The sequence below is a fragment of the Methylomarinum sp. Ch1-1 genome (assembly GCF_030717995.2).
Lineage (GTDB): Bacteria > Pseudomonadota > Gammaproteobacteria > Methylococcales > Methylomonadaceae > Methylomarinum > Methylomarinum roseum.
In genome coordinates this window covers 3,097,120-3,112,311 of the sequence record NZ_CP157743.1, presented here as the reverse complement: position 1 = coordinate 3,112,311, position 15,192 = coordinate 3,097,120, and the positions used below count along the sequence as shown (strand labels likewise).

The 15,192-nt window shown below is 51.0% G+C and carries 10 protein-coding genes; 8 read left to right on the top strand and 2 right to left on the bottom strand.

The features are described 5' to 3' along the window. Positions 1 to 143: 143 nt before the first annotated feature. Both Q9L42_RS14245 and Q9L42_RS14240 read right to left on the bottom strand, forming a co-directional pair. The gene (locus Q9L42_RS14245; protein ID WP_305907735.1) at positions 144 to 638 is read right to left on the bottom strand and encodes a tetratricopeptide repeat protein; all 495 of its coding nucleotides are present in this window, start codon (positions 636 to 638) and stop codon (positions 144 to 146) included. Then, the gene (locus Q9L42_RS14240; RefSeq protein WP_349431293.1) at positions 631 to 5,958 is read right to left on the bottom strand and encodes an RHS repeat-associated core domain-containing protein; all 5,328 of its coding nucleotides are present in this window, start codon (positions 5,956 to 5,958) and stop codon (positions 631 to 633) included. Before Q9L42_RS14240 ends, Q9L42_RS14245 begins: the two co-directional genes overlap by 8 nt. 1,318 nt (positions 5,959 to 7,276) lie before the next feature. Between Q9L42_RS14240 and Q9L42_RS14235 the strand changes: the two genes are divergently transcribed. The 8 genes from Q9L42_RS14235 (at position 7,277) to Q9L42_RS14200 (ending at position 15,188) form a co-directional block, all read left to right on the top strand. Beyond that, on the top strand, positions 7,277 to 7,399 hold the full coding sequence (locus Q9L42_RS14235) for a hypothetical protein (RefSeq protein ID WP_349431292.1): 123 nt from the start codon (positions 7,277 to 7,279) through the stop codon (positions 7,397 to 7,399). Between the two features lie 230 nt (positions 7,400 to 7,629). Next, positions 7,630 to 8,619, top strand: coding sequence for a sodium:calcium antiporter (locus tag Q9L42_RS14230; RefSeq protein ID WP_305907738.1), 990 nt, complete (start codon positions 7,630 to 7,632; stop codon positions 8,617 to 8,619). Positions 8,620 to 8,998: 379 nt separating this feature from the next. Further along, positions 8,999 to 9,445, top strand: coding sequence for an NfeD family protein (locus Q9L42_RS14225; RefSeq protein ID WP_349431290.1), 447 nt, complete (start codon positions 8,999 to 9,001; stop codon positions 9,443 to 9,445). 9 nt (positions 9,446 to 9,454) lie between these two features. Then, entirely contained in the window at positions 9,455 to 10,375 is a 921-nt protein-coding gene (locus Q9L42_RS14220) for an SPFH domain-containing protein (protein ID WP_305907740.1), read from the top strand. Position 10,376: 1 nt separating this feature from the next. Further along, positions 10,377 to 11,321 (top strand): SPFH domain-containing protein, encoded by a 945-nt coding sequence (locus Q9L42_RS14215; protein ID WP_349431289.1) that lies wholly within the window; start codon positions 10,377 to 10,379, stop codon positions 11,319 to 11,321. A 130-nt stretch (positions 11,322 to 11,451) separates the two neighbouring features. Further along, complete coding sequence (tnpC, locus tag Q9L42_RS14210; RefSeq protein ID WP_349431288.1) at positions 11,452 to 13,023, top strand: IS66 family transposase; 1,572 nt, start codon at positions 11,452 to 11,454, stop codon at positions 13,021 to 13,023. A gap of 36 nt (positions 13,024 to 13,059) precedes the next feature. Next, positions 13,060 to 14,346, top strand: coding sequence for an NfeD family protein (locus Q9L42_RS14205; RefSeq protein ID WP_349431287.1), 1,287 nt, complete (start codon positions 13,060 to 13,062; stop codon positions 14,344 to 14,346). A gap of 575 nt (positions 14,347 to 14,921) precedes the next feature. Beyond that, positions 14,922 to 15,188: a hypothetical protein gene (locus tag Q9L42_RS14200; RefSeq protein ID WP_305907746.1), complete on the top strand. Its 267-nt coding sequence runs from the start codon at positions 14,922 to 14,924 to the stop codon at positions 15,186 to 15,188. Positions 15,189 to 15,192 lie beyond the last annotated feature (4 nt).

The following is a 15,192-nucleotide window of genomic DNA, read 5'->3' as shown; positions in this document are numbered from 1 at the left end:
CAGGGTGGGACGGCTTCCCCAGAAATCGACAATCACTATAAACTTTTGGGTTTAAATTATCTTGTGTTTGAAGATGTCTTTAATATACAAGGGTGGTTTCGAAGTTTTGGCGGATTGCCTAGCGGCGAATCCATCTTACGGCCTTAGTCCTTTTGGATAGGGTCTTTAAGGTCTTTTAAAACATCTAACGCAGCTTCTACACCCTCATCTGCTGCTTTTTTAATAAATATAAGACCCAATGGTTTGTTTTGAGATATACCATAGGAGCCATAAAATAAATTAAGACCGTGATCTAGCATTGCTTTAGGGTAACCCTGTTCAGCAGATAACCTATAAAGCTCTGCTGCCTTGTTTTTATCCTCTGCTAACAAATCACCAAATTCATAACTCTCTGCTAATGCATATGTTGCAGGCATAAACCCTAAGTTCGAGGCCCTTTTTAATAGTCTAATCCTTCTTTCATGAAACTCATTTTCCGTTTCTGAGTTTTTTATGCTAAAAGAGGCATAAAGAAATAAAGATTCTGGTAAATCTTGTCTAATTAATGGCTTTAATAGTTCAAGCGCTTTTTTTAAATCACCTTGATTTATTTCATTTTTTGCTAACTCTAATTGTTTTTTTATCTCATTGCTAACCATGAGGAATTACCTGTTGTCCTTTCGGATCTCTGCAACGACATTGAATGTGATGGGTTGATTTCGCACCCAAATTGTCTTTAGCTGCTTTTTCGGCAGCTTTTTTAGCTTCCATAAGCGAATTTCCTTCACCATATCCCAGTGCAGATTCCTGATTATTATTTGACGAATTATCAGGACACCTACCATCCCTGTTTGCTCTGCAAATACAGCTATATTTACCACGTTTTCTGTCTGGATAAGGAACCGGAGTAGCTGCATTACGAGGAACAATATCAGAACCCTCTCCAGCAGAACTTGGGTAAATTACCGCAGCAACACCAGCGGCGACCGCAACCGCTCCAGCTCCAACCGCGCTAGCCGCTGTACCTGCAGCTTCAGCTATGCCGCCAGCACTTGGAAGAGGTAGCGCAATATCTAACCCATCAGGATCCGTCCAATTAACCGGATTCCCCCCAGCATAGGCGTAAGTATTAATTCCCCCATCTAACCCAATTGGATCGGAGGTAATGTACCTACCCGTTGCCGGATCATAATACCGGTTCCAGTTGTAATACAAGCCCGACTCCCGATCGTAATACTGCCCCGGAAACCGCAAGTCGTTGTCGATGGTTTCGGTGGTGATCGCGGTTTGTCCGAACGGGGCGTAACTCGCTTGCCAGACGATGTTTTGCGCTTGGTCGGTGATGACTTGCGGCGTTCCGATGTGGTCGAGGTGGTAATAATAGGCGTTTAAGCTGCGCTCGCTTTCGTCCAGCCGGTATTCCTGGGGATGGCCCTGAGTTTTGTCCATGATATGGGCGAAGCCTTTGCCGTCGTCGGGCAGGCGTATCCAGCCTTTAAGTTCTTGGTTTGCGCCTTGACCGATGGCGAAATGGTAGACGGCGCCTTCCCCGGTGATATCGATCTGCCATAAGGCGGCGTCGATGACGGTGTCCAGCAAACTGCCGTCGATGCGGAGCAGACGGATGCGCCGGGTGTTAATGTCGACACTCAGTTCGGCATCCCGGTGGGGTTGCTTGGAGAGAAAACGGTAGACGCCTTCGCGATCGGTCCGGTACTGCGCCAGCGGCTGTCCTTGCCAATACAGGGTATTGTGCAGCAGTTCGCCGCTGCCGCTCAGTTGGGCGATGCGCCGGCCTTGCAGATCGTACAGGCTGTATTCGGCGCCCTCGGCGCTTTGTTTGACCACGCGTTGGCCGAGACCGTTGTATTGATAGCTGGCAATTTGGCCTTGGCCGCCGGCGATGCTCGCCAAGCGGTTGTGCGGATCGTATTGATAGGCGTATCCGGCGCTACCAGCGGTTTTTTCGATCAGGTTGCCGGCGGCATCGTAGCTCAAGGCGGTATTCAGCCCGCTATCGGAGATAGATTGTAGCCGGTTACTGTGGGCATCGATGCCGTAGTTTTCGCTATTGCGGACGGTACGGTTGCCGTTGGCGTCGTATTGATACGCGTTCGGAAACGGTCCGGCCGCTTGGCTTAGGCGATGCAAGGCGTCGTATTGGTAAGTGCGGTTTTGCAAGGGATCGAGCAGATCGCCGATAGCCGCCACGTCGGATGCCGGCGTGTACTGCCATTGCCGGTGGAATACCGTTTGTTGGCCACTCAGGTTCAGCTCGGTAAGCCTTCCGAGTCCATCCACCTGGCGTTGGTAATGGATACCGTTGCCATATTGGAAGGCGGCGATGCCGTCGGCCGCGACCGGATGGTAGCTGACGCCGGAAACGACCGGCGTTTTGCCGCCGCCCGCCGTGCTGCCTATGCTTTCGACCCGGCCATGGTTGTCGTATTGGAAGTCGAAGACTTGGCCGTTCGGGTAAACGTGTTGAGTCAACAGTCCTTGGCCCGGTTCGTAGCGGTAGTCGTAGGCGAATTGTTGGCTGAAGGTTTTGCCGCCCAAAGCGCTCAAGCCGGTATCCTGGCGTTCGATGTCGCCGTAACGATTGTACAACCATTGGGTTTGGCCGGTCGGATCGCTCATTCCGGTGCGTTTACCGAGCGCGGTTTGACGCAGTTCGGTGCTTACGGAGTCGCCGTAGTTGTCGCCGTCGTAATACCAGCGCAGGTCGTAGCCGCTATCGGCATAGTTAACCTCGGTCAGGCGGTTCAAGGCGTCGTAATGGTATTGGCTGACGCTGCCGCGGGCGTCGGTTTTTTGCACCGCTTGGCCGAGCACGTTATAGGTATAGGCGGTCAAGCCGCTGTCCGGACTGTCGGTTTGCAAGGTATTGCCGACTTCGTCCAATAGATATTGGGTGGCATGGCCGTTCGGGTCGGTCACAGCCACCAGGCGGTTGGAACGGTCATAGTCGAAGTCGCTCGCGCCCTGGTCGGCGTCGATCACACGGGCTAAACGGCTCGTGCTTTGTTCGTAAACGTAACGGGTTTTATGGCCTTCGGCATCGATCATGGCGGTTTTGCGGCCTTGGATGTCGTATTCGTAGTGGGTCGTCTGGTCTAACGGATCGGTTACGGAGAGTAGCCGGTCGCTGGCGTCGTAGGCATAAGTGGTTTCCCGGCCCAGATGATCTTTTTCGCTGATTTTGCGGCGCAGGGCGTCATACGTGTAATGGGTTTCGCGGCCGAGGCGGTCGCGTATTTTGACCAAGTCCAGCTTGTCCCAGGTGTATTCCACCGCGGTGCCGTCGTCATAACTCACGCTGAGCAGCCGATTCAAGTCGTCGTAGGCTTGCGTGCGGGTGTGGCCGCCGGTATCGGTGTAGGCGACGACGCGGCCGCTGTCGTCGTAAGCGTATTGTTCGGTTTTGCCGCTCGGATAGCTCACCTTGACCCGATAGCCCAGCGCGTCATATTCGTAGCGGGTGACATGGCCCAAGGCATTGCGGCGGGTCAGTATTTGCCCGGCGGCATTGTAGGTAAAGGTGGTGCTATGGCCTAAACCGTCGGTGGCACGGACCAGGTTGTGGTGGTCGTTCCATTCGAATTCAGCCACGGTTTCTTCGCTGCCGTTACGCCATTTGACGATTTTCACCGGATCGATTTGGTTGTCGGCGTAGAGATAGCGGGTGACATGGCCTAACGGGCTTTTTTCCAGCGTGGGTTTGCCAAAGGCGTTGAATTCGCGGATGAAGATTTGCGAGCTGCCGTCGTCCAACACGCGGCCGAGACGCGAAGGGTTTTCCTGGTAGATATTGTGTTCCGTTATAGCGGAAGTTTGCCCCGGGTAGTTGAACCACACCCGGTGCTCCAGGGGTTTTTTAAAGGTTTCCAACAGGCCGCTGGTTTTGCTGTCCGGCGTGTGCAGCCAATGGGAAACTTCCGCTTTGGACAGGTTCCGTCCGTAGTCTTTATAGGTTTGCTTGTCCCAGTAGGCGGTGTTGCGGTAATGGTGATAATTATTGAGCGTTTTAATGTCACCGCGGGGTTGGTCGGAAACGTATCGCGGAATGCCTAACGATTGACCGTATTCGATGCGTTCTTGTTCGCCGTAGGGATCGGTGACGATCAAGGTTCTGGATGTACCGTTGCCGCTGTAAGCGAATCGGGTATCGCCATAGGGCGTGGTCATGACGTTGATGAAGTCGCCGCTATCATAGCCGAAGGCCGACACGATTCCAACTGGGTCGGTAATGCTGGCTAAACGGCCGTTATTATCGTAATCGATGATCGCTTCCCGGCCGAACGGGTCGGTGACTCGGGTGATTAACTTGGTATTAGCGAAATGCTCATAAGACAAAACAGTCGTTTGTCCCAAGGCATCGGTAATGCCGGTCAGGCGCAATTGTGCGTCGTAGGTTAACTGGACGGCATGGCCTTGCGGATCGATTTTTTGCGTTAAGAACACCCGGCGCACACCGCTGACGGCGCCGTCGCTGAAACTGTAGATTTCTTTGGCGCCATTGGACAGACGCCGTTCGTAAACGATCGGATCGGCGGAAATCCGGTAGAGCCGGGCATTGTCCGAAACGCCTTTCTGGAATTCGCCGGTCGCCGCGTTGTAGTTAGCGTAATCGACGGCGCCGCCGCCGGCCGCGATACGATTGACGACAGCGGACGGATTGGTCGGCACGTCTTGGATGTAAGTTAACCAATTGTGAGTCCATTTGGGTCCCAGGTTGCCGAACGTAAAGTTGGCCGGCTGGTTGGCTTCGCGTTGATTGTAGGTGAAGGTGAAGCGAATGGGAGCGCCCAGCGCCGGCGTATAGCGGATCGGCGTGTCGGTGATATTCAGGCTGACCAACATGGTATGGACGTCGTAATAGGCCATGCCGACCTTCCCATCCGGTTGATCAATGCTGTTGCACGGTTGTTTGGATTTTTTGACGTCGCAAGTAGTGGTGCGGTTAGGGTCGCTGCTGGCCGTATAGCCCTGGCCGTAGACGCTCTCGGCTTGGGCTATGGTGACCGGTTGCCAATCAGCGCCTAACTCGATGCCGCTATCCGGCACTAAAAAATAGCCGCTGGCTTGGGCGTTGATCGCATCGGCGCTAAACCAGAGATCTTGGCCGAAAGTCGGGTCTTGGATATGGTACAGATCGCCTTGCTTCTCGACGATGGCGGCGTAATGGTTAACGTTCCAATGGATCACGGACGGCACCGGAATACTTTGCCCGGCATTACGGTAGACCGTCCGGTAAGGCATGTGGGCTTGTTCCGCCAATTGGCCCAGTTCAAGCAAATTAACACCGTTAACGCCAGAGCGGTAAGCATCGAGCACTTGCAGCCCTTCGGCATCGGGTTGTTGCCATTTGAGCACGGAGTACAGCGCCTTGGGACCGCATAAATAGGTGACGCCCGGATGGTTGCGCATCATCCACAGGCCTTCTTCAGCCCCGGCGACCGCGGCGGTGGCCGGGCCGGTAAACGCGCGGCCTTTGACGGAGGCTAATAAGCTTTCCACCCGGTCCGCATGGCCCAAGCGGGCATGCATGCGGATGAGTTCGCTGAAAGCGCGGTCGGCTAAGGCTTTCGCTTCGGATTCCTTATGGTCTTTGCTGAGTGTCCACGCCTTTTCGAAGGCGGCGAAGGTTTGGCTAAAGTAACCGTTGCGGTAATAGGCCAATCCTAAATTCAATTGGATGGAAGCTGCCCAGGGCGTATTGCGGTTGAGTCGCTGGTATTGGGACAAGCGTTCCAAGTCAGTCGCCCCAGGCCGGGTTTCCGGTTTTACCAGGGGAATCAAATCTGCCGTCGCTGCATTGAGATAAATCAGCGGCTCGTCAAATCCGGGAACTACGACGGGTTGCACAATAGAAACGGTGTTCGGGGAATTGACTCGCGTCGCACTGGGTGTGCAGGCCGCTAAATAGAGGCCGAAAAACAAGACGAACAAACCTTGACAGAAATGCTGTGCTTTCATGAAACGCTTCCTTACTTCAATGGTGAAGGGCATTACCCGATATTGGCTCTGAGTCGAGCAGGGAATCTTGAGCCGGTTCCGAAGCTCATTCACCTAGCTCCGTGCCGGTTCGTTCAACGTCGCGCCATTCCGGGGTGTCGGAACCGCACATGACGAATGGGATCAACTTATATCATACGTTAGGAGCGCAACGCAATACCGGCAGTCATCGTTTCTAATTCCTGATTCCCCATTGTTGCTCTTCGCCGGAATTGAATGGCCACAGTGACAACCGGTTGCATTGATGATTCGCCGCAGGCTCAAAGTGCGCGGGCGACCGGCTGTTCAGCAAATTGTAAGATTGGGCTGTGACCGATTTTCATTATTGTCAGATCAGGCTTTAGCCAATACAAGGCGGCGAGGACTGTTTAGCTCAACCCTGTTACGAACAAAAATGTAATCATTCAGGGTCTAGCAGTCTTTAGGGAGCAGGTCATTGATTTCTCGGGACGCGTTCACCCAGCACCTAATTTATCTTGGAATGTAAAATGCAGTCCAAGAGCCATGGTATTTAGGTGCAGGGTGAATACATCACTGGCAGCTAACAGCATCCTGCTGCACGCTGCACTTGCACTTTCTTGTGCGGCGGCCGCTGCCGATTTCCTATCTTATGCGGCACTTGCACGTCTCTGTGCGGCGGCCGCTGCCGATTTCCTATCTCACGCGGCACTTGCACGTTTCTGTGCGGCGGCCGCTGCCGATTTCCTATCTCACGCGGCACTTGCACGTCCCTGTGCGGCGTAAGCTCTGATTAACATCCTGTTGCAGACAGCCCGATAAATCAATTATCGACTCCCTCTGAAAAAAACTATGCCGAATAGTTACTTAAAAATTAATCGTTGCGCTCGTAGGGCGCCGCCCTCGGCGCGAAAAGTTTCACTTGACCACAGGGCGAGCCTATTTGTGCGGAAGAGCGGGGAATCTGGCGCCTCGTCTATTTGTAACTTAATGATCGGATAAGGAAGCAAGGTTAAACTCATGTCTTTGCTTAGCAGCGCACATATTTAATGTCGCATTGCTGCTATTTTCCCGTACGTTAAAAAAAGATATAGGAGATGCCTTATGAGGGTTTTGAAATTTGTACTGATAGCTGCATTATCGGCGGCGTCCGCCTCCACGCTGGCTGATAACAGGACTAAAGATGCGGTAATCGGCGGTGGCCTGGGAGGGGCTTTGGGCGGTTATATCGGCTCGGAAGCCGGCGGCAGAACGGGCGCAATTGTAGGGAGTGCGGCGGGTGCTGCCTTAGGGAGCGCGCTTACAACACATAGTAGCGACTATGATAGAAACAGAAGGGATTATGAAGACCGCTATAGAGATGATTATCGGCCTAGATATAAAAAGCATAAAAAATGTCCTCCCGGATTGGCTATGCAAAACAGATGCTGATGAGCTGATTTAATGGGCATGATTCGCTACGAAGATAGAAAATTAATCACAATGCTCGTAGGAGCGCCGCCCTCGGCGCGAAAAACTTCATTTGGTCCGAGAGGCGCGACCTCCAAGAAGAAAAGCCAAAAGTCGACTTTTTTTCCGAAAAAATAAGCTGACTCAGCACTCTCTGTTTATAATTATCCTCATCTACCAGTTTTTATAAGTGAGGTAATTATCAGCGAATTAATTGACACTTGGTTGCAGTTTTTTGCCTGTTTATTGCTGATTGGTTATGCCGGCGTGAAGTTGACGATCTATGGCGATACGATCTCGCATAAAACCGGCCTGGGCGGTAACTGGATTGGTTTTTTGTTGATGGCGACCGTCACCTCGATACCGGAGTTGGCCAGTGGGATCAGCGCCGTGACCCTCGCCGGCGCCCCCGATATCGCGATAGGAACATTACTGGGCAGCTGTGTTTTTAATCTCGTCATCATCGTAATCCTGGATTTGCTTTATCGTCCGACATTAATCTACCGCATGGCCAGTGTCGGCCATGTCTTATCTGGCGGATTTGGCATCGTGCTGATCGGTGTGTGTGGCTTGGGCCTGATTTTGGCGCATGCCGGCGAGACTTTGGGCTTAGGACATATTGGGATCTATACGCCGGTTATATTGCTACTCTATATCGTTACTGTGCGCACCGTTTTCAGTTATGAAAATCGACAAATCGAAGCATATGCAGAGCAAGAAGCGGACGCTTATCCTTCGTTGTCGCTGAAATCGGCGATGCTGCGATATCTGGTCGCCGCAATGATCGTTGTCGTGACCGGTATCTGGTTGCCGTTAGTGGCTAAAAAAATCGCATTGATCATGCATTGGCAAGAAAGTTTTGTCGGCACCTTGCTGGTCGCCTTTATCACGTCGTTGCCGGAAATGGTGGTTGCTGTCACGGCAATCAAGATTCATGCGTTAGATATGGCGATCGGCAATATATTTGGCAGCAATTTGTTCAATATTGCTGTCGTCGCAATCGAAGATATTTGTTATCGAGCCGGCCCAATCCTAGCGGCGGTTTCGCCGGTGCATTTGCTGTCGATTTTGACGTCGTTGGTCATGACCGGTTTTGCCATTATCGGTTTATTCTACCGTGCCGAGCGGCGGGTCTTTAAACTGGTGGGTTGGAACAGCTGGTTATTGTTTGCTCTTTACCTGTTTAATTCCTATTTCTTGTTTATTTATGGCTAGCGAGCATTATGAACCTGCTTGGGAGCAAGTGAGACATTGCAAGCTAATTAAAAATCTTAACGTCAAGCCTCCCTACCATTTTTGCATTTCTTGACTACAATCAAAGTATTTGTCGAGGAACGCCGTGTATTCATCCTTGGGGGGGCTTGACGACGGACTCCCTGCCGCCGATATCCTCGCCACACACACCACAGGACCTCTTTGTCATCCAAATTGGGAATTGCTGGTATTTTGTAATAGACTTCGTTGTTAGTCAGGCTTGCAGGCGTTTGCATAGCAAATGCCGAAGTCTGCCTGGCGCCACGAATAAACAAGCTGAAGGCGGTTCATGCTGGGCTATGACATATCTAACATTTGGCTAATTGGCGGTTTTGCGCTGATGCTGCTAGAGCTGTTGATACCGGGAGGCATCATTTTTTTTCTAGGGCTAGCCGCCGTGCTGGTATCGATATGTCTCTATGCCGGCCTTATTGACGGCTGGTTACAAGCTTTCACCGTTTGGTTTATCGCCTCTCCGAGTTTACTGTTTGCACTGCGTGGCGTGGTACAGAAACTGATACCCGCTCAGGTCGATCATGGCAGAACCGACGAGGACCTAGATGCCTATAACGCCATCGCAAAGGTATGCGAGGCCATTCCTGTCAAAGGCGAGGGGCGCATTGCTTTTCGGGGCAGCACTTGGATGGCGAGAAATTATCACGATGATCAAGGTTTGGAAATCGGCGCCAAAGTTCGTGTCGTTTTTCGCGATAACTTGGTGTGGGTGGTGGAAGCCATAGACTCATCAGAAAATAACAAACAAAAATATCCGGATAACAACCCTTAGGAGGACTTTATGTTGACTGCTCTCACGATATTCGTTTTATTGGCAGGTATTGTTTTATGGAACCTGATGATCATTGTGCCCATGCGTCAAGCATGTGTGCTGGAGCGTTTTGGTAATTTCCGGCGGGTTTTGGAGCCGGGGTTCCATATTGTTGTGCCTTTTTTGGATAAAGTCGCCTATCGCCATGAAATTCGCGAGCAAGTCTTCGATATTCCGGCTCAGCTCTGTATCACCCGAGACAATATTCAGGTCGCGGTCGACGGTGTGGTGTATTTGAAGGTGATGGACGCCAAACGGGCCAGTTACGGAATTGGCAATTACCAGTTGGCCAGCATTAATTTGGCGCAGACCACGATGCGCTCGGAAATCGGTAAGCTGACGCTGAGTGATACCTTTTATGAACGTGACAAGCTAAATGATTCGATTGTAAGAGAAATAGACGAAGCCTCCGACCCATGGGGCATTAAAGTCATGCGTTACGAAATCAAGAATATTTCGCCTTCGGATCAAGTCGTGCATACCTTAGAGAAACAAATGGAAGCGGAGCGGGAAAAACGGGCGGATATCACGTTGGCGATGGCGCAAAAGGAATCGAAAATCCTGATCTCAGAAGGTCATCGCCAGGAAGCGATCAATATCTCTGAGGGGGAAAAGCAAAAGCGGATCAACGAAGCGCAGGGCCGCGCTAGCGAAATCAAAATATTGGCGGAAGCGTCTGCCGAGGGATTGCAGCAAGTCGCGCATGCGATCAAGCAGCCGGGCGGCGACATGGCGGTAAAAATGCGCTTGGTCGAAGATTTTATCGGCAGAGTCGGCGAGGTGATGAAGGGGGCGGATGTGTCTGTTTTGCCGACCGACCTCGCCCATATCAAAGGCCTCTTGTCGGCGCTTAATCAAAACCTGCCTTTAACTCAAAATAGCGGAAAATAACATGACGAACGAACTGAACCCAGCCGATCTGTTTAATTTTGCCGTATGGGGCGTCATCTTTTTAATCATTATTGTCAAGCTATTTCGTTCCATCCGAATTGTATCCACTCGCACCGCCTTGGTTGTCGAAAGGTTAGGCAAATACCAGGCCACACTGGGGCCCGGTTTTCATGTGCTGATCCCGTTTATCGATGTGGTGACAGCAATGCAGGATTTGCGAGAAGAAACCATCGATGTGCCGCCGCAGGAATGCTTTTCCAAGGACGAAGTAAAAGTTGAGGTCGACGGTGTGATCTACATGTCTGTCGCAGATCCCGTCAAAGCCACCTATGGCGTGACCGATTACCGTTATGCCGCGATGCAATTGGCGCAGACGACAACCCGTTCGGTGATCGGTACGCTGGAGTTGGATAAAACCTTCGAAGAACGCGACATGATCAGCCAGGCGGTGGTCGATACGCTTAACAAAGCCGGTAGCGCCTGGGGGGTGCATGTGCATCGTTACGAGATTAAAAATATCAAGACACCGAGTACGGTGCAAAAAGCGATGGAAAAACAGGTGAATGCCGAACGGGAAAAACGCGCTATTCTGGCGAGAGCCGAAGGGGATAAGCAAAGCCGCATTAATACCTCGGAAGGGACGATGCGAGAATTGATCAACTTGTCGGAAGGCGAGCGACAACGCTTGGTCAACGAAGCCGAAGGCAGGGCTTCGGAAATTCTGTCATTGGCGAGAGCGACCGCCGATTCGATCGAGAAAATTGGCCATGCGGTGGTGCAACCAGGCGGCGAAGATGCGATCAAGCTTAATTTATCGGAAAAATTTATCGACAATATTTCTCATTTATCCGATGCGGAAACTTCGGTTATTTTTCCGGCCGATTTGACCAATTTAAATCAATTGCTGGAAGCGCTGGATTTACATATCGAGCACCAGAAGGGGTAATCCGGCCAATATCACTTAAATTACAGGGTGGCTGTAAGTATTCACACACCCTAGCTGAAAATACAAAATAATTGACAAACCGACACAAGAACATTGTACAAATCCATTAAGAAGCCTTAGTATTTATCCCATGCAACTCAGTAACCAGGACCTAAGCCAAATCGATGAAGACGAGCTTCTCAATTTACCGGAAGAGGAATTACGTTACCTATCGATTAAGTTACTTAACGACCTAAAAGAAGCGCGTGAGCGCTTAAGCCAAAATTCGCGCAACAGCTCTCGTCCACCTAGCAGCGAAGCGCCTTGGGATAAAGCAGCTACAGATAATACAAACGATCAAGAACAAACGGAGATCGATAAGTCTGCTGAAACGGAAGACACCGTCACCCCCCCGTCGCCTTCTAAAAAAGATCAGCAACAGTCCGCTGATCCTAACAATGAACATCAAGAACCCCGCAAACCCGGCAAACAACCAGGCGCACAAGGCTTTGGCCGAACACAAAAGCTAGCCATTACCCACTATCAAGATCATTACCCTGAAATATGTGCCTGCTGCCATCAAACATTAGAGCCGCGTCATGCTATCGCCTATGCCGCGTATGAAACAATCAATGTCGAATGGGGCGATGTTGAGCATCCAGGCATTCTAGTCACCCATACCAAGCACACTCTCTATGAAGTAGTGTGCGCCAATGGACATATCACGCGCAAAGAAGTCAGTCGTAGCAGTCATGCTCAATTGCCGGGTATTAGCCGAACTGAATGGCGTTTAGTGGGGCCTGGACTGGCAGCAATGATTGTTTGTCTTGCCTACCGTATGCGCCTATCGCGTGAGCGTATTCAGGAATTTTTATATGACTGGTTAGGTATTAAATTAAGTGTTGGCACCATCAATAATACCCTGCATGAAAGTGGCGCAGCGGCTATGCCGCTTGAAGATGAGTTTGCACAAGAAATCATTAACAGCGAATTGCTGCATGTAGACGAAACCTCCTGGATGGAGCACACGACTTTTCTTTGGTTATGGGTGTTCAGTACGAATCGCGTCACAGCCTATTGGATTGCTACGCGTAGCGCTGAATTATTGGAAAATCTTTTAGGCGACGACTTTAATGGTTGGTTAATGAGCGATGGCTACACGGTTTATCGCAAATATCTGAGTCGGTTACGTTGCTGGGCTCATCTTCTGCGTAAAGCGAAAGGGCTCAATGAAAGCTTAAACAGAGACGCCCAGCTTTTTGGTCAACAAACGCACGATTTACTGGCTGTGTTGATAGGTGCGGTACGCAAAGCGCGAATAACACCACCTGATACGCCACTTTCTGAAACTTATCGCCTGCAATTACTGCTCTATCAGCAGATGTGTATACAAATGAAAACCCATGAACATAAGAAAACAGCAGCATTAGCCACGGAAATGCTAAATGACTGGACAGCTATTTTTCAAGTTCTGGATCAACCGCATCAGCCCTTAACGAATAATGAAGCGGAGCGAGCGTTGCGCCACTGGGTTATTTTACGCGGCATTTGCTATGGCACGCGCTCGGAAAATGGGACGCGTGTGTTCGCTATTTTAATCAGCGTCATTGAAACCTGCCGCAAAAGAAATCAGTCACCGTGGATTTATTTGGCACAAGTGATCGCAAGTCAGCGGTCAGGCTTGCCGGTACCGGCCTTGCCAATTGTTAGGGTGTCTGAATAATTACGGGTGGCTAGCGTGCGTATCGGCGTTTTTATCATGTTTATGGTCCTGCTTGCCATGTGCGGTCTAGTACAGGGCAAGAGTCAGGCCGAAACAGCGTCGACAGCGTCGCCGGTTTACCTCGTAGATATCGATGCGATGATCAATCCGGGCTCTTATGCCTTGCTTGAGCATGCCATCGATATCGCCGAAGCGAATTCAGCGGCGGCGCTGATCGTGCGCATCAACACCCCGGGCGGTTTGCTCAGCACTACGCGGGACATGGTTAGAGCAATCGCGGATTCCAGAGTGCCTGTCATCGGTTATGTGGGGCCTTCAGGCGCCAGCGCCACTTCGGCCGGCGCCTTCATCTTGTTATCCACCCACATTGCAGTGATGAATACCGGCACCAATGTGGGGGCCGCTTCACCGGTCGCGGGCGACGGCGGCGACATTGAAGGTACGATGGGCAAGAAAGTCATGAACGACAGCAAGGCTTTTATGCGCAGTATCGCCAAGCATCATCATCGCAATGCCGATATCGCCGAACTTTTTGTCTCTGAAGCGAAAAGCCTTACTGCACAGGAAGCCATGCAAGCCAATGTGATCGATCAGGTAGTGCCGGTATTTTCCGAGCTGCTGCAGGCTGTTGACGGCCGCGAAATTCAATTTCAGGGTCAAAAATTGACGCTGAAACTCGCCGGTCGTGAAGTTCGCCAGATCGAACCGCGCTTGATTGACTATCTATTGAAAATGATCGCCCATCCCCAGATTGCTCATATGTTGATTTCTCTGGGTCTACTCGCAATTTACGTCGAAATTCTCAGTCCTGGTCTGACATTTCCCGGTGTATTGGGGGGGATTGCCGTTGTGCTGGGATTGATAGGGATACAAACCTTGCCGGTCAATGTCGGCTTTTTACTGTTAATGTTATTCGGCATTACGCTGATGGTGGCCGAATATTTTGTCGCTGGTTTTGGGGTGCTCGGGATCGGCGGCGCTGCGGCCTTCATACTCGGCAGTTTAAACCTGTTCGATGCGCCGATATCGGCCGATGATCATGACATGATAATGATGGTCAGCATCGCGGTCAGCGCGGCGATGCTGTTCGCCACGCTAGTCATTACCGGCAGTCTGGCTTTCGGCTCGCGTAAAAATAAACACCTGGAAGGTAAATGCGGAGAGGCGATGGTGAGCTTCGATCGCAGCGGCTATGTGTTGGTTGATCAACAGCGCTGGGCGGCCGATACGATTGAGCCTTTGAATCATGGCGACCCCATCGTCGTCGTTAAGCAAGACGAGCATGATCGACTGTTGGTGAAAAAATCGTCTCAGACATCTTAGAAATCCTCGATGCTTACGTCGGTCACAATGTCCTTACGGATTTCCTTACCTAACGGAGACTCTCCCCGCTACTGAATTGCTATCGTACCGAGCGAGACGATTCGTAATCCTGTTCTGAGCGATTCAACCGTGCCTAAAGGCAACAATACGGATGTGAGTAGGGTGCGCTGACGATAGGAAGCGCTCCGGTTTTTTGATGCGCTTCACGCTGTTCAGCACATCCTACAAATGTTCGAGGCGGGTTAAATAACCCGCCCCGCGTGGCGGAGCGCCGCCCTCGGCGCGAAAAGAGCCATTCGGCCCGAGGGCGGGCCTCCTACGGGCAGACTTTGGCGGATCCGCGGCGCTTGCCGCCCTCCAGGATAATTTAGCTGCCGGGTGAACGGCGCTCCTCGACAGACACGCCCTAAACACAACCTCGGTTCGGGATAAAAGAAGCATAATAGCAACTGTCAAGTTTCACGCAAATTCCATTATCATCAAGGTTTTTAATATTGGTATTATGAAATCACTCAAACTAATGAGAAAATTTAGCCACTTATTGATTACATATATTTCACCGAATAATTATGAAAATGCCGAAGTCTATACAGGTCAAGATTGTTGACCATCCCGATAAACTGATAAACAAGGCTAAACAAGAGGCCAAAAAAAACGGCATCCAGTTTTTGGGAGATGCCGATCGGGGCATCATCAGGGGGTTTGGAATCGAAGCGGACTATGTGCTGCAGGATGAGCTGCTGACGGTTACCGTCTTTCGTAAACCAATGTTGCTTCCATGGGCCAAAGTCGAACAGAAAGTTAGAACCTTTGTCGATACAGGCGCCAGCAGAATCAATTAATCGA

Coding starts and splice junctions, on each gene's coding strand:
- tnpC (WP_349431288.1), top strand. CDS start 11,452: ATGCAACTCAGTAACCAGGACCTAAGCCAAATCGATGAAGACGAGCTT.
- Q9L42_RS14245 (WP_305907735.1), bottom strand. CDS start 638: ATGGTTAGCAATGAGATAAAAAAACAATTAGAGTTAGCAAAAAATGAA.
- Q9L42_RS14235 (WP_349431292.1), top strand. CDS start 7,277: ATGATAGAAACAGAAGGGATTATGAAGACCGCTATAGAGATGATTATC.
- Q9L42_RS14225 (WP_349431290.1), top strand. CDS start 8,999: ATGCTGCTAGAGCTGTTGATACCGGGAGGCATCATTTTTTTTCTAGGG.
- Q9L42_RS14215 (WP_349431289.1), top strand. CDS start 10,377: ATGACGAACGAACTGAACCCAGCCGATCTGTTTAATTTTGCCGTATGG.
- Q9L42_RS14205 (WP_349431287.1), top strand. CDS start 13,060: ATGTTTATGGTCCTGCTTGCCATGTGCGGTCTAGTACAGGGCAAGAGT.
- Q9L42_RS14200 (WP_305907746.1), top strand. CDS start 14,922: ATGCCGAAGTCTATACAGGTCAAGATTGTTGACCATCCCGATAAACTG.
- Q9L42_RS14240 (WP_349431293.1), bottom strand. CDS start 5,958: ATGAAAGCACAGCATTTCTGTCAAGGTTTGTTCGTCTTGTTTTTCGGC.
- Q9L42_RS14220 (WP_305907740.1), top strand. CDS start 9,455: ATGTTGACTGCTCTCACGATATTCGTTTTATTGGCAGGTATTGTTTTA.